Origin of the sequence: Pseudomonas sp. nanlin1 (assembly GCF_045571515.1) — a bacterium.
Classification (GTDB): domain Bacteria; phylum Pseudomonadota; class Gammaproteobacteria; order Pseudomonadales; family Pseudomonadaceae; genus Aquipseudomonas.
On the sequence record NZ_CP124218.1, the window covers coordinates 5,333,212 to 5,350,973 of the forward strand.

Consider the following 17,762-nt stretch of genomic DNA (forward strand, 5'->3'; position numbering starts at 1 on the left):
GTGCCATGACTGCTAAATCGACACTCACCGCGTTCTACTCAATCGTGACCCTCTTCACCGGCCTGGACATGGCAATCGTTATTGCGATGGTCTGGTTTGGCCTGGAGACCACCGGTTCGACGTTTCTAGTGGGCGCCACGCTATGTGTGGCGACCATCGTGCCTTACTTGTGCGAACAGTACATTGGCAAGTTCGTCACGATCGAACTCAGCATGAAACGGCTGTTGTACATCCGCCTCACGGCGTTTGCCGCCGTGCTGTTATTGTCGTTCACCGATGCGGCGCTATTGCCTATTGGCTTTTTGGCGATTGCTTTTGTGGTGGGGGTGACTGACTACTTCACCATCAGCACCCTGGAGTCGAAAAACACCAAGTTGGTGCTGGCCGGTTTGACCACCAGCGACACTTCGGCGCGCTTCATGCAGACTTCCATTCAGATCGGCGCTTTTGCGGGCGCCCTTCTGGGTGGCGTCGTGGTCGACGTCTTTTCAGTCAATCAAACCCTGCAGATCATCAGCTTGGCGGCGATCCTGTCGCTGGCCGCCATGCTCTTCGTGAGCGCTACACCCGATGCCGACACCCGTGAGCAGGCAGCGGATCAAGGCAATACCCAAGCGCTGCACCTGCCGCGCAACCTCTATATTTTGATCATCGTGTTGAGCCTGATTGGCTTCCATATCGGCGCATTCAACAGCCTGGTGCCGATCGTTTTCCAGAAGCTCAATGAGTGGAACGCCACGATGTTCGGCGTAGCCAGTGGCCTGGCAGGCCTGGGCGCCTTCAGTGCTGCGGTGTTGCCCCGGGTGAGGCTCAATGGCTATGGCGCGATCTTGCTGGTGATCGTCGCCGACGTGGCCATTGTTTATTGGCAGAACCTTTACATCATGATGGCGGCCGCCTTTGTCCTGGGCTTCAGCATCAACAGCCTGCGCATCCAATTGCGCAAGACCCTGATTGAATCAGCCCCCAACGCCCGAGTAGCCGACGTCATCGCCGCCAAGAGTTCGCTCTACTACCTGCTGGTCAGCGGCTCGGCGCCCATGATCTTAACGTTCTTCACCACCGCAGGGTTTCTCGGCCTGGAAGGTGCACGCCTGTTGATGGTTGTCTCGGCAGCCCTACTGGCCGCTGCCGTGCTGGCGTGGAGCCTCACACCAGCGGCCCCCGCTACCGCCACTGCAAAATAGGGAGTGCTTGCCTTGCAAACCGTACTGATCGTCGACCCCTTCTCCACGGGCAAACTCTACGCGCCCTTGCTCAACGCCCAGGGAGTGCGATGCATCGCGATAATCTCCACTCGCAACTTGCCCGATCACTTCAGCAGTGACCTGATAGAAGATAATTTCCAGGAGGTTTATTACTGGGAAGAAGCCTTATTGATGACCCTCGAACACTTGCCCCTGACGGCCGTGATCGCCGGGTGCGAAACCGCGATTTACCTCACCGACTACCTGACTGAAATCCTTGGTATCCCCGGCAATACGCGCATCACCAGCGACCTGCGACGCAACAAGTTCTCCATGCAGCAAGCGTTGAAAGATCATCAACTGGCCAACATTGCTTCGACCCTACTGAGTTCGCCGTCGCGTATTGCCGAAGTGGTTGCCACCCTGGAAGACACGGGCACCTATGTGGTGAAACCGCTCAACTCGGCTGCCACCGAAGGTGTGGTCTTTGCCCAGGGTAAAGCCGAGGTAGAGACCGCACTGAACAACGCGGCCTGGCAGCAAAAAAATGATCTGGGGGAGACCAACCTCGGTTTCATTGTGCAGCCTTTTGTAGCGGGCCCTGAGTACGTCGTGGACATGGTTGCCTTCGCTGGCACGTATATCGTGGCGTCGGTGTGCAAATACACCAAAGTGCATAAAAACGGCAGCAAGTTTGTCTATGAAAGCCTGGACACCCTCGACCCTCAATCTGCCGAGCTACAACCCCTCATCGATTACGCCCGCCAGGCCGCGGCGGCGCTCAGCATTCAGGTGGGCCCTATTCACATGGAAATCATCTGGGCTGAAGCCGGCCCGGTGATGATCGAAGCCGGTGGACGCCTGCATGGCGGCATCGCACCCCAGCTGTTCCAGCAGGTGTATCAACCCGACTTGCTATCGCTGGCCATCGACGGCTACCTCGGCCGGCAAAAACCCCAGGCCGATGCGGTGACCCAGACCCGCCACGGGCGGATCGCTTTCTTCTGCTCTGACCAAAGCCGCCCGTTTGTAGCACCCTCGCCCGAGGCGCTGGCACAGGTAAGGGCAGACCCTGCCTACGGCGGCCACCGGTACTTTATTCGCCCAGGCGATACCACCCCTATCACCGTCGATCTGGCCACCTGCCCTGGGCTGTTCTGGCTACAGCACCCCTCTGAGCAACAGTTGGATATCAGTGCTGCCCATCTACGCAACTACCTATGGCGTTAACTCTATGAAAAGCCGTCTGATCATCAAGAAGTCTGCCAGTGACCTGGGCATCAATAATGCGTGCGCCGCAGTGATCGAAGACATTACCGTGTCCAATGATCAAAGCTTTCTGGGTGTGCTGAAAACCAACTTGCACCATGTGGCCTCACACCTCCATGAGTTGGAATCGAACGTCATTTATGGCGGGTTTGGCCGACAACTGAGAAAGCTTGGCTACGACAACACCGTCAGTGCCAACGAAAAACTGCTGCGGCGCTTGATCGCCAAGGGCGTGTACCCAATCAACAACATCGTGGACGCTTATAACGCGGTCGCGGTGCGCCATGGTGTCAGTATCGGCGTGCACACCTATCACCAGCAGGACAATGTCTATGTGATGCGCTCGGATAAACCGCGGGCCTTCCGCCCATTGTTCGCCAAGAAAGACGTCACTATTCCTGTCGGCGATATTGTCTATACATGCGGAGAGCAGCCCTTGGCGAGCATCGGCAAGGTGGACGCCGACGCCCATGAATTCAGGCTGACAGAAGCGTCATCCAGCCTTCTGGTGGTGGTCCTGGGCCATGACGACACGCCTCTGGCATTCAATCAGGCGGTGATTGCGGAGTTCGTCGACACCCTGCGCCAAACCATGCCGGCTTTGCGTCACCATTATTTGGAGACGGTTCACGATCTCGCTGAATCTTGAACCATGGTTAGCCGCGCTAGCGGCTATCTCCAAGCTTTAAGCACGGGATTGACCACCACTTCGTGCACGTGCTCGATCTGTAGCAGCTTCTCTTTGAACACCATCAGGGCTTCAAAGTTTTTGTATCTAACGTCGAGCATCATGTCGACGTCGCCGAACAATGAGTAGGCATGCGCCACCTCGCGAAACTGGTAGATCTGCGGGAACACCAGGTGGCAACTGCTGCCGCTGAGTTTGAGCATCAGGAAAGCGGACTGTTGCGCTTCTTCATCCTCGGCCACATTGATGGTGAACCCGAGGATGATCCCTTTATCGATCAGTTTTTGCACGCGCGACTCGACAGCGGTTCTCGACTTGTGAACTTGCCGCGCCAGCTGTGCCAGGCTCACCCTGGAATCATCTTTGAGCGTCGCAATTATAAGCTCATCAACTTTGTCCACCCTGCCCCCACCTCGCTGCTGTCATCCCACGCTTCATTCACGGCCAAGCACTTAACATTGACCGCGCTCACCTTCGCCCGCAGGTGGTTCAGGTGGATGGTTTTACCGGCTGGGCGCTCAACGGGGCTGATGTTACCAGCCGAGTCGCCAAAATAAATTATAAAGCGGCCAAAGCCCACCACCTGGGCAACAAATCGCCACAAAACCCACCGCCCCGCCCACCCGGCTTGAACTACCGTTACCCAACCGCAGGAAGCGGCCTTTTTATTTGCATGGAGCAGCCATGGCCCTTGCCATCGTTCACAGCCGCGCCCAAGTGGGCGTCGGTGCGCCACCGGTGACCGTCGAAGCTCACCTAGCCAATGGTTTGCCAGCGCTCACCTTGGTCGGGCTGCCGGAAGCCTCGGTCAAAGAAAGCAAAGACCGCGTGCGCAGCGCGATCCTCAATTCCGGGCTGGACTTCCCCGCGCGGCGCATCACCCTCAACCTGGCACCGGCGGATCTACCCAAGGACGGCGGGCGCTTCGACCTGGCCATTGCGCTGGGCATTCTGGCCGGCAGCGGGCAACTGCCGGTGGCGGCACTGCACGAGGTGGAGTGCCTGGGCGAACTGGCGTTGTCCGGTGCGGTGCGCTCGGTTCAAGGGGTGTTACCCGCCGCCCTCGCCGCGCGGGAGGCCGGGCGTGCACTGATGGTGCCGAGGGAGAATGCCGAAGAGGCCTCGCTGGCTTCCGGGCTGACGGTGATTGCCGTAGATCACTTGCTGGAGCTGGTCGCGCATTTCAATGGCAAGAAGCCCCTAAGCCCGTACAACGCCAATGGCTTACTGTTGTTGAGCAAACCGTACCCGGACCTCAGCGAGGTTCAAGGCCAACACGCAGCGAAACGCGCGCTATTGGTGGCGGCGGCAGGCGCGCACAACCTGCTGTTCAGCGGGCCGCCCGGTACCGGTAAAACGCTGCTGGCGAGCCGTTTGCCGGGCCTGCTGCCGCCGCTGGATGAAGCCGAAGCGCTGGAAGTCGCGGCTATTCAATCGGTAGCCAGCCATATACCGCTCAGGCATTGGCCGCAGCGGCCGTTCCGGCACCCCCATCACTCAGCCTCTGGCGCCGCGTTGGTGGGGGGAGGTAGCCGCCCTCAGCCGGGGGAAATCACCCTGGCGCACCACGGGGTACTGTTCCTCGATGAACTGCCGGAATTCGATCGTAAGGTGCTGGAGGTATTACGTGAGCCTTTGGAGTCCGGCGAAATCGTGATTGCCCGCGCCCGTGAAAAAATCCGCTTTCCCGCCCGTTTTCAGTTAGTCGCGGCCATGAACCCCTGCCCCTGTGGGTATCTCGGCGAGCCGAGCGGCAAATGCCGATGCAGCACCGAGCAGATCGAGCGCTATCGCAATAAACTCTCAGGGCCACTGCTCGACCGCATCGACTTGCACCTGACCGTAGCGCGGGAAGCCACCGAACTGACCCCGACCGCGCAAGCCGGTGACGACACGGCCACCGCCGCCGCCAAAGTGGCCGAGGCGCGCGCCCTGCAGCAGCAACGCCAAGGCTGCGCCAATGCCTTCCTTGATCTGCCAAACCTACGCGCCCACTGCAGGTTATCCACAGCCGATGAGAAATGGCTGGAGACGGCGTGCGAGCGATTAACGCTGTCATTGCGGGCAGCGCATCGATTGTTGAAAGTCGCGCGCACGTTGGCCGACCTTGAGCAAGCGCAACACATAAGCCGCAGCCACGTGGCAGAGGCGTTGCAGTACCGGCCAAGCAGCGGTTAAAGGCCCGCCTTGAGGGCGCTCGCCAGCTCGCCCTGGCGCTCCGGCGCCAGGCCGGAGACGTTGATTCGCCCTTGGCCCACTAGATAAACCCCGGACTGTTCGCGTAACTGCAGGACAAATTGCGCGTCACGGCCAAGATTGGAGAACATGCCCTTTTGTTGGCCGAGGGTCTGGAACGGCCCATAGGCGTCCACGGCCTGCAAGGCGCTGCACAGGCCCTGGCGCAGGTCAACGATGCGCTGGCGCATGGCGTTCAGCTCGCTGAGCCAGAGGCTGCGCAGGTTCGCATCCGAGAGGATACGCGTGACCACGGCCGCGCCATGGGAAGGCGGCATCGACCACAGGCAACGGGCGCTGTCGAGAACTTGCGATTTCACCGCAGCCAGGCTGCGGGCATCACTGCAAGCGGCCAATAACACCCCGGTACGTTCGCGGTAGAGGCCGAAGTTCTTCGAACACGAGGCACTGATCAGCACTTCAGGCACCGTCGCGCAGAACAGCCGCATGGCCCAGGCGTCTTCCTCCAGCCCATCGCCGAAGCCCTGGTAGGCCATGTCGAACAGCGGCAGCAGGTGCTTGCGTTGCACCACTTCGAGGATCGCTTGCCATTGCCCTCGCTCAGGGTCGATGCCAGTGGGGTTGTGGCAGCAGGCATGCAGCAATACCGCACTGCCTTCATCCAGGCTTTCCATGGCGGCGAGCAAGGCCGGCAAGTTGAATTCGGCATTGGCGTCCAGGTGCGCGTAAGTCTTCACCGCCAGGCCGGCGCGTTCGAAGATGGGCACATGGATCGGCCAAGTGGGTACGCCAATGAGCACCTGGCGGACCTGCCCGGTGCGCCGCAGAAACTCTGCCATCAAGCGCAAGGAGCCCGTGCCGCCGGGGGTTTGAATAGCGGCATAGCGCTCGCCAAGCGCGGCGCTCGCGGCCTCGCCCAGCAGCAGCGGGGTGATCGCAGCTTCGAAACCGGCCACCCCGGCGGGGCTGGTATAGGCCTTCGACGCTTCGTTATCCACCAGCCACTGCTCGGCCAATTTGACCGCGGCCATCACCGGCGTATGCCCGGCCGGGTCTTTGTAGATGCCCACCCCAAGGTCCATTTTGTTCGTGCGCGGGTCGCGCGCATACAACTGACCCAGCCCCAGGATGGGGTCATCAGGAAGGATCTCGAGGTGTTGAAAAACAGGCATGGGGCTCACTCCGCTCACAGAATGCGCCCAGAATACCCGGTTCTGCGCCAGACCTCAGCGACCCATTACAACACTACGCGTAAGCACTGCCCGGCATGGTAGAGGGAAAAGCCGGTTTCATAGAAACCACTGCGCACTGCCCCACCGCGCAATGGTTTGGCTGGGGAGAAAGGCAAGGGCAAACTGGACGTATCGCCTTTGAGTAAATACTCGGCCAGCGCCCGCCCGACCACCGTGCCGGTGGTGTTGCCACGGCCGTTGTAACCGGTCACCGCGACCACCCCTGCGGCAGGCTCGAACAGGCGCATTAGATGGTCTGGGGTGAAGTCGATACAGCCGGTCCAATGCATGGCCCATTCGACCCGCCCCAACGCTGGAAAATAGTGCTGTTGAATGCGGTCGGCCCAGCGCCGAATGAACCACGCCGGCTTGTTGTCCAGGCGCCCGAGGCTGCCCAACAACAGGCGCCCCTGGTCGTCGCGGCGAATGCTGCTGAGCACCGTGCGCGTGTCCCAGGAGCCCTGGCCATGCTTGAGTACGCTATCGGCCGCCGCGCCCTGCAAGGGCGTCGAGGCAACTTGGAAATAATAACCACGAAAGAAGTGCTGCTTGAGGTCGGTCCACTCACCCTCGGTGTAGGCACCCGTGGAGATCACCACCTGGTTGGCGCTGACCTCCCCCTGTGCGGTTTTCACCAACCAACTTGCCCCTTGGCGTTGCAGCACCTCTACCGCCGAGCGCGAGAAGATCTGCCCGCCCAGGCGCGTTACCGCCGCCGCCAAACCACGGGTATAGGCCAGCGGATTGATGGTGCCCGCGCGACGATCCAGCAAGGCCGCAGCGATTTTGTCGGTACCGCAGTACTCGGCGCACTCGCTGCCGCGCAGCAGCTCCACGGCCGCCCCCCGGCGGCGCCACTGGTCATGGCGCGATTGCAGGTCGGCCACACCACTGGCGTTGTGGGCCATGTGCAGCGTGCCTTGGTTATGCGCCTGGCAGTCGATCCCGTAGCGAGCGATCAGGGCGAACACTTCGGCCGGCGCTTGCCCCAGCACGCTGTTCAAGCGAATGCCGCGGGCTTCGCCCAGGGTCGCTTCGACCTCATCTGGCGGTATCCAGGTGCCGGCGTTGACCAGCCCGACGTTACGCCCCGACCCGCCATGACCCACCTCGTGGGCCTCCAAGACCACCACCCGCACGCCCTGTTCCAGCAGCTGCAATGCCGCGCACAACCCCGTAATACCGGCGCCAATCACACACACATCGGCCTTCAGCGCAGCGTCCAATACCGCCGTATCGGCCGGTTTGGGCGTTACGTGTTGCCACAGACACTCTTCGCGCAGTTGAGTCATGACCGGGTCTCAGCACCGTTAAAAGATCGGGGCCGGGGGCCCCGCGCTAATCAAAGCGGCGAAGCGAGTCAATCGAAGACAATGCCCTGGGCCAACGGTAGCTCGCGGGAATAGTTCACGGTATTGGTTTGCCGGCGCATGTAGCCTTTCCAGGCATCGGAGCCGGACTCTCGGCCGCCGCCGGTTTCTTTCTCGCCGCCGAACGCACCGCCGATTTCTGCACCGCTGGTGCCGATGTTGACGTTGGCGATACCGCAGTCACTCCCCGCCGCGCTTTGAAAGCGCTCGGCTTCACGCAGGTCGGTGGTGAAAATGCACGACGACAGGCCTTGGGGCACCTCGTTGTTCAGGCGCAGCGCCTCTTCAAAGGTGTCGTAGCCCATCACGTAGAGGATTGGCGCGAAGGTCTCGTGGCGGACCACCTCGGTCTGACCCGGCATTTCGACGATGGCCGGGGCCACGTAGTAAGCGTTGGGGTACTGCGCCTGCAATTGGCGTTCGCCGCCAAACACTGTACCGCCTTCGTCGCGGGCCTTGGCCAGCGCGCCTTGCATGGCATCGAAGGCCTGGCGGTCGATCAGTGGGCCTACCAGGTTGTCTTGGCGCGGGTCACCGATACGTACTTTGGCGTAGGCCGCTTTGACTCGGGCGACCACGTCTTGCTTGATCGAATTGTGTACGATCACCCGGCGCAATGTGGTGCAGCGCTGACCGGCCGTACCCACGGCGCTGAATAGAATGCCGCGCACGGCGAGGTCGAGGTCGGCACTGGGGGCGAGGATCATCGCATTATTACCGCCAAGTTCCAGGATGCTGCGGCCGAACCGGGCAGCCACCCGTGGGCCCACTTCGCGGCCCATGCGGGTGCTGCCGGTGGCGCTGACCAACGCTACACGAGGGTCGTCGACCAGGGCCTCGCCGGCTTCGCGGTCGCCAATGATCAGCTGGCACAAACCTTCAGGGGCCTCCCCAAAGGCCTTGAGGGCCTTGTCGAACAGGGCCTGGCACGCCAGGGCGGTCAACGGGGTTTTTTCCGAAGGTTTCCATAGCACGGCGTTGCCGGCAACCAGGGCTAGCGTCGTGTTCCACGCCCACACCGCCACGGGGAAATTGAACGCGCTGATGACCCCAACCACCCCCAGGGGGTGCCAGGTTTCACGCATATGGTGGCCCGGACGCTCGGACGCGATGGTCAAGCCGTAGAGCTGGCGCGACAGGCCGACGGCGAAGTCGCAGATATCGATCATTTCCTGAACTTCGCCCAGGCCTTCCTGGGTGATTTTGCCCGCTTCCACCGAGACCAGCTCACCCAACTCGGCTTTGTGCTGGCGCAGAACTTCGCCGAACAGCCGCACCAACTCGCCACGGCGCGGTGCCGGCACATTGCGCCAGGCCTGAAACGCACTGTCGGCCTGAGTGATCTTGGCCAGTACCTGGGTTTTGTCCTGTAACGTCACCGAGGCGATCTGGCTGCCATCGATCGGGGTATAAACGGGATGGTTGCCGGTTGTGTGGGCATTCGCTGGGACACCCAGGCTTGCAAGCAGGCCATCGACCATTTTCTTCTCCTTCACACGATGTGATTGAATTTGTGCAGGGGATCAGTATTAATCCGCTGGGTACAGCACCACAAACGACGTTTATTCAGCACATCATTCCACTGGGGAATGAAGTGCACCTGCATTGAGTAGCCCATGTCCAAACGCCTCGTGCCGTCGATGGCCGCCCTGCAATGCTTCGAAGCCGCCGCCCGGCATTTGAGCTTCACCCGTGCCGCCGAAGAGCTGCACCTGACCCAGAGCGCGGTCAGTAAGCAGGTGGCGCAGCTGGAAGAGATGTTGCGCCACCACCTTTTTTTGCGGATACGCCGGCGTTTGCAACTCACCCCTGCTGGCGCGTTGTACCTCACCGAGGTGAACAAGATCCTCACCCAAGTGGATATGTCGAGCCGCTACATCCTGTCGTACGGCGAACAGACCGAGGTATTGAGAGTAGCCACTCAACCGAGTTTCGGCGTGGGCTGGTTGATCCCCAAGCTCAAAGGCTTCGGCAAAAGCCACCCGAACATTCACCTGGACATCCGCAACGAACTGGAGCCTTTCGCATTGCTCCAGGCCCAGGCCGATGTCGGATTTTTCTTCGGCCAGGGCAGTTGGCCGGGGGCAAGCTGTATCGAGCTGTTCGGCGAGGAGATGATCCCCGTGTGCGCCCCTGAGCTACTGGCCGGGCAACCTCTGCGAAGTGCCGACGAGTTGTCGCAACGGGTGCTCATGCAATGCACCTCCCGGCCCGAAGCCTGGCATGAGTGGTTTCTACAGCAGCACATCAGCTCACCCAATAGCTACCAGGGCCCGCGCTTCGAGACGTTCTACATGTGCTTGAGCGCCGCCCTGGCCGGGTGCGGGGTTGCCCTGGTGCCGCGCTATCTGGTGCGCGGCGCTCTGCAGGAAGGCAAGCTGATGGTGCCCTGGGACCACGCCATGGCCAGCCCCGGAGCGCACTTTTTGGCCTACCCTGAACACTTGGCCGAAGTGCCTAAGGTGCGCGCTTTGGTCGATTGGGTGACCCAGCAAACGCCTTAGGTTCTGCACGTAAAGTGCCTGCGCGTCGACCATGCTGCGTTAAAAACAGGCTCGAGCGCGAGTCCGATCGGAATGCTCATTTACAACCAGTAAACTCCGCTTCCTCGCCTGTTTTTGCCTTGCCTGATCGCCGCTCGGCTACTTTACGTACAGAACCTAGGGGGTTTGGCAGGAAATCCAGGAATGACCCACCGACTTTTTTTCGCTTGCGCTGCCCCGGTATTCCTCGCTTTCATAAAGGCGCCTACCCGTTCAGGAGTTTCAGCATGTCCACCCCCGGATTCGTCAGCCCCGATGCGATTCGCGCACGTTTTTCGCAGGCCATGTCCAGCATGTACCGTGAGGAAGTGCCGCTCTACGGCAGCTTGCTGGAGCTGGTCGCCGAGGTTAACGCGCAGGTCATTGCCGAGCGCCCGGAGGTGGCCGAGTCGTTGTATTGCACCGGTGAAATCGAGCGCTTGGCGGGTGAGCGGCACGGCGCAATCCGGGTAGGCACCGCCGCCGAACTGGCCACCCTGGCCCGGCTGTTCGCGGTGATGGGCATGCAGCCGGTCGGCTACTACGACCTTGCCCCAGCCGGTGTCCCGGTGCATTCCACGGCGTTTCGTGCGGTTCATGAGCAGGCTTTGCAAGTCAGCCCCTTCCGCGTATTCACCTCGTTGCTGCGCTTGGAGCTGATTGAAGACGCCACACTGCGGGAAATGGCCGCCAGCCTGTTAAGCCGCCGCACGATATTCACCGAAGCCGCGCTGGCGCTCATTCAGTGCCATGAAACCGAGGGCGGGTTGACCGAAGATCAAGCCCAGTCGTTCATCCAGCAAGCCCTGGAAACCTTCCGCTGGCATCGCGAAGCCACGGTCACCGCTGAGCAATATCAGCAACTGCACGACCAGCACCGTTTGATCGCCGATGTGGTCGCGTTCAAGGGTCCGCATATCAACCACCTGACCCCGCGCACCCTGGACATCGATGCGGTGCAGGCGGGCATGCCGGGCAAAGGCATACCACCCAAAGCGGTCATCGAAGGCCCGCCGCCGCGCAAGCACCCCATTCTGTTACGCCAGACCAGCTTCAAGGCGCTGCAGGAACGCGTCGCCTTCACCGACCAGAGTGGCATCGGCAGCCATACCGCCCGTTTCGGCGAAATCGAACAGCGCGGCGCGGCGTTGACGCCCAAGGGCCGGGCGCTGTACGACCGCCTGCTAAACGAGTCGCGCGCGGCACTGGCCGGTTTCCCCAGTGAGGCCAACGCCGACACCTACATGGCGACCCTCGCCGAGCAGTTCAGCGCGTTTCCCGACGACTTGGCGCAAATGCGCGAGCAGGGCCTGGCGTTTTTCCGCTATTTCGTCACGGCCGAGGGCCTGGCTGCCGACGCCCAGGGGCCGCTGCAACAGTTGATCGATGCCGGGCATGTGCGGTTTGAGCCGTTGGTGTATGAAGACTTTCTACCGGTCAGCGCGGCGGGGATTTTCCAATCGAACTTGGGCGGCCAGGCCCAGGCCCACGACTTGGCGCAATCGAGCCAAGTCGCGTTCGAGCAGGCGTTGGGGCGCCCGGTGTTGGATGAGCTGGCACTGTATGCGGAAAGTGAGCAGCGTTCGCTGCTCGGTTGTGCGCAGTTGCTCAAGCTGCGCGAGCCTTTATTTTAGAAGCAAGAGATCGGGGCCAAGCGGAGCGCCGCCCGGGCCCTTCCTACGCCAAAACCTAATGCGAACGCCCCACCCGGAACCGATTCACTTCCTGGCGCAACTCACCGGCCAAGCCGTCCAATTCACGGGCGGTCTGGGCCAGGTTAGAGACCACTTCACGCTGCTCACTGTTGGCCATGGCGATGCTTTGCAGGTTGGCGCTCAACAGCGTCGCGGTGCTGCTCTGCTCTTGGGTGGCGGTGTTGATCGCGGCGAACTGCTGCCCCGCCGAGCGGCTTTGCTCGTCGATCTGTGCCAACGCTGCGGCGACCTTGGCATTGCGCGACAGCCCATCCTGCATCAAGGCATTGCCCGCTTGCATGGTCTGGATCGCTTTGCCGGTTTCCTGCTGAATATTGTTGATCATGCCGGAAATTTCGTCGGTGGCCTGGCGTGTACGCGAAGCCAGGCTGCGCACTTCGTCGGCGACCACGGCAAACCCACGGCCCTGCTCGCCCGCGCGGGCGGCTTCGATGGCGGCGTTGAGCGCCAACAGGTTGGTTTGTTCGGCAATGGACGTAATCACACTGACAATACCGCCGATCTCCTGTGAACGCTGACCCAGCGTGTTGATCACGTCAGCGGTGCTGCTCAGCGAACCGGCGATCTGCTGCAACGACGAAGACGCTTCTTCCATGGAGCTACGGCCGATGCGGGTTTGCTGAGCATTGTCCTGGGCCATGCGCTCGGTATTGCCCATGTTGTCGGCGATGTTCAACGACGTGGCGCTGAACTCTTCAACGGCCCCCGCCATGCTGGTGATCTCACCCGACTGCTGCTCCATGCCTTCGTAGGCACCGGACGACAAGCCCGACAGCGCCTGGGCGCGGCCACTGACTTCCTGCGCCGCATTACGGATATGCACCACCATGGTCGACAAGGCCTCGCCCATCTGGTTGAAGCTACGCGCTAACTGACCAATCTCGTCGTTGCTGGACACGTTCAAGCGCGCATCCAGGTCACCTGCCCCCAGCGCTTCGGCCTGGCGCACCAGGTCGCTCAAGGGTCGCAACTTGCTGCGCAGCAGCCAGACAGCTGCGCCCACGGCGATCAACATGGCCAACAGGCTGCCGAACGCCAGTTGCTTACCGACGTGCCAGGTGACTTCGCTGATTTCTTCTTCCGGCATACTGGCCAGCACGCTCCAGGGGCCGCCTTCGAACGGCATCGCGACGCTGTAGATCACGTTCTCGCCATCGTTCCAATACACGCCCTGGCCCGGTTGGCCGGACAAAGCACGCAGCGTCTTGCTGGCCTCGTCCAGCGCCTTGACGCCAGCCGGCGGGACCAACCAACGGCCTTGCTCATCGAGCAAGGACAGCGAGCCGGTTTTACCGATACGGAAGTTCTTCAGGTTGTCGAACTGCACGTTCTGCGCGTCGGTGTAATCAAAGCCGACAAACAGGACCGCAGTGACCTTACCCGCCGCATCGCGCACCGGGGTGTATTGGGTCATGTAGGAACGGTCGAACAGCACCGCCCGGCCGATGTAATTCTGCCCAGCGAGCAGGCGGGTATAGGCAGGGTGCTGATGGTCGAGCATGGTGCCGATAGCGCGCGTGCCGTCCTGTTTGCTCAAGGACGTGCTAATACGATAGAAATCGTCGCCGCTGCGCACGAACACCGTGGCCACACCGGCGGTCATCTGGCGAAACTCGTCGACCTCACGGAAGTCGTTGTTCAACGGCTGACCGTCTAACAGCAGCGCGGGGGTCTGGGCGCTGCCCACGCTTACCGATTGGCTGGCATCGACCCGCAGTCCGCTGGAGAAGCGCTTCTCGAACAGGCCACTCAAGCGCTGGGTGCTATCGCGCAGTGAACTGTGGAACGTATTAAGCTGGTCAGCGAGCAGCCGCGCCTCGCTACCCAGGTGTTCCTCGCGGATAGCCAGGTTGGCGGTATCGAGCGAACGCAGGGCAAAAACCGTGCTGCCGGTGATTACCACTGCCAAAATCACGGCAAGGGCAATACCGAGTTGCGAAGCAATTCGTGCACGAGGCTTGGACATCATGGGCTCCTGACCGCCAAGCCGATCCTCATGATCATGGACCTGTCGGTGACTCATTTGTTGTGTAGGGGTGAGCCCTCTTTATGGGGCTCTACCGTAGGCAGACGCGCACGCGCCCCGTGCCCCTGCATACAGGACCAAAAGCGCGCTTGTTAAAGTGGATTCGGCCGTTCGTGGCAATACTGAAGGCTGGCCATATGATATCACACCACTTAACGCCGTCGATGGGCTCAGGTGGCTAAATGGATCCGCTCGACGCTGGAAACTTGGCTGCTAAACCCTGACAATCACGCTTTAGCCTGCTGCCCATTTGGGAACCACCTGCCATGACCCGCCCTGCCCTGACTGAACTCCGCGCTATGTTGCGCTTGGCAGGGCCGCTGATTGCCTCGCAATTGGCGCATATGCTGATGATCCTTACCGACACCCTGATGATGGCCCGGCTCAGCCCCCAAGCCCTGGCAGGGGGAGGCCTGGGTGCCGCCAGCTACTCGTTCGTGTCGATTTTCTGTATTGGCGTGATCGCAGCGGTAGGCACCTTGGTGTCCATTCGCAACGGGGCCGGCGACCACCCTGGGGTTACCCGCCTGACCCAAGCGGGCTTATGGTTGGCCTGGGCCCTGGCGCTGGGGGGCGGGCTATTGCTGTGGAACCTGTCGCCCTTGCTGCTGATGCTCGGGCAAACGCCTGAAAACGTCGCCGCCGCCCAGCAGTTTTTGATACTGCTGCCGTTGGCCTTGCCCGGGTACCTGAGTTTTATGGTGCTGCGTGGCTTTACCGCAGCCCTGGGCCGGGCGATGCCGGTGATGGTCATCAGCCTGGTGGGGACCGTGCTCAACTATGTGCTGAACCACGCGTTTATCGAGGGCCTGTTCGGCCTGCCGCAGCTCGGGTTGACGGGCATCGGCCTGGTCACGGCCATCGTCGCCAATGGCATGGCCATCGCCCTGTTGCTGTACATCCTTTGGCACCGCGCCTACCGCGCTTACCCACTGCTGCGCTCGCTGTCACGCCCGTCTTGGCCAGCGCTGCGCGAATTGTGGCGGCTGGGCCTGCCGATCGGCGGCACCTACGCCGTGGAAATCGGTTTGTTTGCCTTTGCCGCGCTGTGCATGGGCACCATGGGCAGCACGCCATTGGCGGCCCATCAAATCGCTTTGCAGATCGTTTCCGTCGCTTTCATGGTCCCTGCGGGCCTGTCCTACGCAGTCACCATGCGTATCGGTCAACATTACGGTGCCGGCGACCTACTGGCCGTGCGCCGTGCCGGGCGGGTCGGTATTCTATTTTGTGCCGTGCTGATGCTGGTATTCGCATTGGTGCTGTGGTGGGCGCCGGCACAGCTGATAGGCCTGTTCGTGGACCTGCAAGACCCGGCCTTCCAAGACGTGATCAAACTGGCCCTGAGCCTGCTGGCCGTGGCGGCCTGGTTCGAATTGTTCGACGGGGTGCAAAGCGTGGCCATGGGGGCAATTCGTGGCCTTAAGGATGCCCGCACTACGTTCCTGGTCGGCCTGGCCTGTTACTGGCTGGTGGGCGCGCCGGCTGCCTGGCTCATGGCCTTTACCTGGGGCGGCGGCCCGGTCGCCGTATGGTGGGGGCTGGCCCTGGGCCTGGCCTGTGCGGCGGTGAGCCTGACCCTGGCCTTCGAATGGCGCGTCGCCAAACTGCGCCGCGTGGCTAAAGCTTCTGCCGCAGCAAGGGCGCCAGCCCCAACTGAAGGTAAGCCTGCAGCTCGGCCAAAGGCAGGGGCCTACTGATCAGGTAACCCTGCACCTGGTCGCAAGCAAAACTTCGCAACAGCTCCAGCTGTTCGTTGGTTTCGACGCCCTCGGCGACCACCTCCAGATTCAGGTTGTGGGCCAGGTTGATCATGGCATGCACCAACTGGCGGTTTTCTTCGCGCTGCTCCATGCCGGCGACGAAGCTCTTGTCCACTTTGAGCAGGGTAATCGGCAAGCTGTTGAGGTGCACGAACGAAGAAAACCCGGTACCGAAGTCGTCCAGCGAAAAGCGCACCCCTAGGCGTCCCAAGGCATCCATGGTCTGGCGCACCAAGTCATTGCGGCGCATCACTGCCGTTTCGGTCAGTTCGAACTCCAGCCAGCGCGCATCCACCCCCCGCTCATCGATTAGACGGCTCAGGGTGGACAGCAACTGGCTGTCCTGGAACTGGCGAAATGACAAATTCACAGCCATGTGCAAAGGCGCAAAACCTTGCTCGCGCAAGTGCTGCATGTCCCTGAGCGCGCGGGAAATCACCCAGTAGCCCAACGGCACAATCAGGCCGCTCTGTTCAGCCAGGGGGACGAACTCGCTGGGAGGCAGCAGGCCCCGTTCGGCATGCCGCCAGCGCACCAAGGCTTCGATACCGACAATTGCGCCGCTGCGCAGGTCCAGGCGCGGTTGGTAATGCAGCTCCAGTTCGTCGCGGCGCAGGGCCCGACGCAATTCGCCCTCAAGGTCGGCCAGGCTGCGCGCATTGCGATTAATGCGCTCGTCGAAGACGTGGAAGGTACAGCCCTGGGTGCTTTTGGCCTGCTGCATAGCGATATGAGCGTGCCACATCAAAGGGTCGGCCCCCGCGTGAGCGCGCGCATGCGCCACGCCCAGGCTGCAGCCGATCAGCAGGCTTTCACCGTCGATCCAGTAAGGCTCGGCCATGGCTTCGACGATGCGCTCGGCCAAGCGGGCACCGCGTAGGGGGTCGCGGCGGGTGTCGATCAGCAACGCGAATTCATCGCTACCCAGGCGGGCCAGCTGATCGTTACCTTCCAGTTGGCTGAGCAAGCGGGCGACCACCTGCAAAATAAGGCGGTCGCCCGCTTGATGGCCCAAGGCGTCATTGGCATGGCGGAAGTTATCCAGGTCCAGGTGCCCAAGCGCCACCCCGCGCCCGTCGTTCTCGGCCAGGCGCCCGGCCAGAAGGGTAAGAAAACCCTGGCGGTTGGCGATGCCGGTCAGTGGATCTTGTTCAGCCAGCTGTTGCAGGGTGTTTTCCAATACGCCGCGTTCGCGCACGTGACGCAAGCAGCGGCGCAGGATGTCAGCACTCAGGCAACCTTTGACCAGCCAATCGCTGGCGCCAGCCGGGGCGCTATCGGGCTCCTGTTCGAGCAGCAATACCATCGCGCAGGCGCAGGAGCCGGGCAGAGGCTGCAGGCCTGGGGTGGTCAGCAGCAACATACCGGACAGGTCATTGAACAATTGCCCGGCGGCGTCCCAGGAAGGCGCACTCAACAGCAGCACGTCATCAGCCAACGGCGCCAGGCACTCACGCAACGACGTTGCCCACTCCGGCTCTTCAGCCAAAAGTAGCAAACGCACGGGGTCTGCAGGCGTAGACAAGCGAGCTCCTTAGGACATATCCAGCGTCCGACGTGCGAATTCCACGGCGGTCATTCCGAGTACAAAACCATTAATGAAAACGATTTTCAAACACTCCAGCCCGGCTCTATTTTGCAACATTACGTAAACTTGTATACGCATCCTGCGCGAAAGTATCAAAACCGGCAAATTTAGCTGGTTTTACAGCCATCGGCGTCCGACGGTCGCGGCAGAATCGCGCGAGCCTGCTAAAATGCCGGCCCACTTCTCAAGCGGTCAATCTACCCCCC

At 61.4% G+C, this 17,762-nt stretch carries 13 protein-coding genes and 1 pseudogene; 7 read left to right on the forward strand and 7 right to left on the reverse strand.

The genetic code is table 11. From position 1 onward, the window contains the following. Window positions 1-5 precede the first annotated feature (5 nt). From QCL65_RS24605 to QCL65_RS24615, 3 genes are read left to right on the forward strand one after another with little or no spacing between them, the layout of a single operon-like run. Complete coding sequence (locus QCL65_RS24605) at window positions 6-1,187, forward strand: MFS transporter (RefSeq protein WP_407313584.1); 1,182 nt, start codon at window positions 6-8, stop codon at window positions 1,185-1,187. Between the two features lie 12 nt (window positions 1,188-1,199). After that, the gene (locus tag QCL65_RS24610; protein WP_407313586.1) at window positions 1,200-2,417 is read left to right on the forward strand and encodes an ATP-grasp domain-containing protein; all 1,218 of its coding nucleotides are present in this window, start codon (window positions 1,200-1,202) and stop codon (window positions 2,415-2,417) included. 4 nt (window positions 2,418-2,421) lie between these two features. After that, window positions 2,422-3,105 carry a phenylalanine--tRNA ligase beta subunit-related protein gene (locus QCL65_RS24615; RefSeq protein WP_407313588.1) on the forward strand — a complete coding sequence of 228 codons (684 nt, stop codon included), beginning with the start codon at window positions 2,422-2,424 and terminating at the stop codon, window positions 3,103-3,105. A gap of 23 nt (window positions 3,106-3,128) precedes the next feature. Here QCL65_RS24615 and QCL65_RS24620 read toward each other — a convergent pair whose 3' ends face one another. Then, window positions 3,129-3,545, reverse strand: coding sequence for an Lrp/AsnC family transcriptional regulator (locus tag QCL65_RS24620; RefSeq protein WP_407313590.1), 417 nt, complete (start codon window positions 3,543-3,545; stop codon window positions 3,129-3,131). Between the two features lie 283 nt (window positions 3,546-3,828). Here QCL65_RS24620 and QCL65_RS24625 point away from each other — a divergent pair, with 283 nt between their 5' ends. After that, window positions 3,829-5,322: a YifB family Mg chelatase-like AAA ATPase gene (locus tag QCL65_RS24625; RefSeq protein WP_407313592.1), complete on the forward strand. Its 1,494-nt coding sequence runs from the start codon at window positions 3,829-3,831 to the stop codon at window positions 5,320-5,322. Here QCL65_RS24625 and QCL65_RS24630 read toward each other — a convergent pair. The 3 genes from QCL65_RS24630 to QCL65_RS24640 form a co-directional block, all read right to left on the reverse strand. Then, window positions 5,319-6,512, reverse strand: a complete 1,194-nt coding sequence (locus tag QCL65_RS24630) for an aromatic amino acid transaminase (protein ID WP_407313594.1) — start codon at window positions 6,510-6,512, stop codon at window positions 5,319-5,321. The genes QCL65_RS24625 and QCL65_RS24630 overlap by 4 nt on opposite strands. A 65-nt stretch (window positions 6,513-6,577) precedes the next feature. Then, window positions 6,578-7,864, reverse strand: a complete 1,287-nt coding sequence (locus QCL65_RS24635; RefSeq protein ID WP_407313597.1) for an NAD(P)/FAD-dependent oxidoreductase — start codon at window positions 7,862-7,864, stop codon at window positions 6,578-6,580. 68 nt (window positions 7,865-7,932) lie between these two features. Continuing rightward, window positions 7,933-9,423, reverse strand: a complete 1,491-nt coding sequence (locus QCL65_RS24640; RefSeq protein ID WP_407313599.1) for an aldehyde dehydrogenase family protein — start codon at window positions 9,421-9,423, stop codon at window positions 7,933-7,935. Between the two features lie 135 nt (window positions 9,424-9,558). On the opposite strand from QCL65_RS24640, the gene QCL65_RS24645 reads away from it, so the two are divergent. Together QCL65_RS24645 and QCL65_RS24650 are read left to right on the forward strand one after the other, a co-directional pair. Beyond that, window positions 9,559-10,446 carry a LysR substrate-binding domain-containing protein gene (locus QCL65_RS24645; protein ID WP_407313601.1) on the forward strand — a complete coding sequence of 296 codons (888 nt, stop codon included), beginning with the start codon at window positions 9,559-9,561 and terminating at the stop codon, window positions 10,444-10,446. Window positions 10,447-10,712: 266 nt separating this feature from the next. Beyond that, the gene (locus tag QCL65_RS24650) at window positions 10,713-12,098 is read left to right on the forward strand and encodes a VOC family protein (protein WP_407313603.1); all 1,386 of its coding nucleotides are present in this window, start codon (window positions 10,713-10,715) and stop codon (window positions 12,096-12,098) included. 55 nt (window positions 12,099-12,153) lie between these two features. On the opposite strand, the gene QCL65_RS24655 is transcribed toward QCL65_RS24650, so the two are convergent. Both QCL65_RS24655 and QCL65_RS24660 read right to left on the reverse strand, forming a co-directional pair. Continuing rightward, window positions 12,154-13,029 (reverse strand): methyl-accepting chemotaxis protein, encoded by an 876-nt coding sequence (locus QCL65_RS24655; protein WP_407317016.1) that lies wholly within the window; start codon window positions 13,027-13,029, stop codon window positions 12,154-12,156. Next, a pseudogene (locus QCL65_RS24660) lies at window positions 13,024-14,202 on the reverse strand (Cache 3/Cache 2 fusion domain-containing protein); the annotation flags it as partial. The gene QCL65_RS24655 and the pseudogene QCL65_RS24660, both read right to left, overlap by 6 nt. A gap of 269 nt (window positions 14,203-14,471) precedes the next feature. On the opposite strand from QCL65_RS24660, the gene QCL65_RS24665 reads away from it, so the two are divergent. Beyond that, the gene (locus tag QCL65_RS24665; RefSeq protein ID WP_407313605.1) at window positions 14,472-15,905 is read left to right on the forward strand and encodes a NorM family multidrug efflux MATE transporter; all 1,434 of its coding nucleotides are present in this window, start codon (window positions 14,472-14,474) and stop codon (window positions 15,903-15,905) included. Here QCL65_RS24665 and QCL65_RS24670 read toward each other — a convergent pair. After that, window positions 15,826-17,493 (reverse strand): putative bifunctional diguanylate cyclase/phosphodiesterase, encoded by a 1,668-nt coding sequence (locus QCL65_RS24670; protein WP_407313607.1) that lies wholly within the window; start codon window positions 17,491-17,493, stop codon window positions 15,826-15,828. The genes QCL65_RS24665 and QCL65_RS24670 overlap by 80 nt on opposite strands. Between the last annotated feature and the right edge of the window lie 269 nt (window positions 17,494-17,762).

Coding starts and splice junctions, on each gene's coding strand:
- QCL65_RS24605 (WP_407313584.1), top strand. CDS start 6: ATGACTGCTAAATCGACACTCACCGCGTTCTACTCAATCGTGACCCTC.
- QCL65_RS24615 (WP_407313588.1), top strand. CDS start 2,422: ATGAAAAGCCGTCTGATCATCAAGAAGTCTGCCAGTGACCTGGGCATC.
- QCL65_RS24625 (WP_407313592.1), top strand. CDS start 3,829: ATGGCCCTTGCCATCGTTCACAGCCGCGCCCAAGTGGGCGTCGGTGCG.
- QCL65_RS24630 (WP_407313594.1), bottom strand. CDS start 6,512: ATGCCTGTTTTTCAACACCTCGAGATCCTTCCTGATGACCCCATCCTG.
- QCL65_RS24635 (WP_407313597.1), bottom strand. CDS start 7,864: ATGACTCAACTGCGCGAAGAGTGTCTGTGGCAACACGTAACGCCCAAA.
- QCL65_RS24640 (WP_407313599.1), bottom strand. CDS start 9,423: ATGGTCGATGGCCTGCTTGCAAGCCTGGGTGTCCCAGCGAATGCCCAC.
- QCL65_RS24645 (WP_407313601.1), top strand. CDS start 9,559: ATGTCCAAACGCCTCGTGCCGTCGATGGCCGCCCTGCAATGCTTCGAA.
- QCL65_RS24650 (WP_407313603.1), top strand. CDS start 10,713: ATGTCCACCCCCGGATTCGTCAGCCCCGATGCGATTCGCGCACGTTTT.
- QCL65_RS24655 (WP_407317016.1), bottom strand. CDS start 13,029: ATGGGCGAGGCCTTGTCGACCATGGTGGTGCATATCCGTAATGCGGCG.
- QCL65_RS24665 (WP_407313605.1), top strand. CDS start 14,472: ATGACCCGCCCTGCCCTGACTGAACTCCGCGCTATGTTGCGCTTGGCA.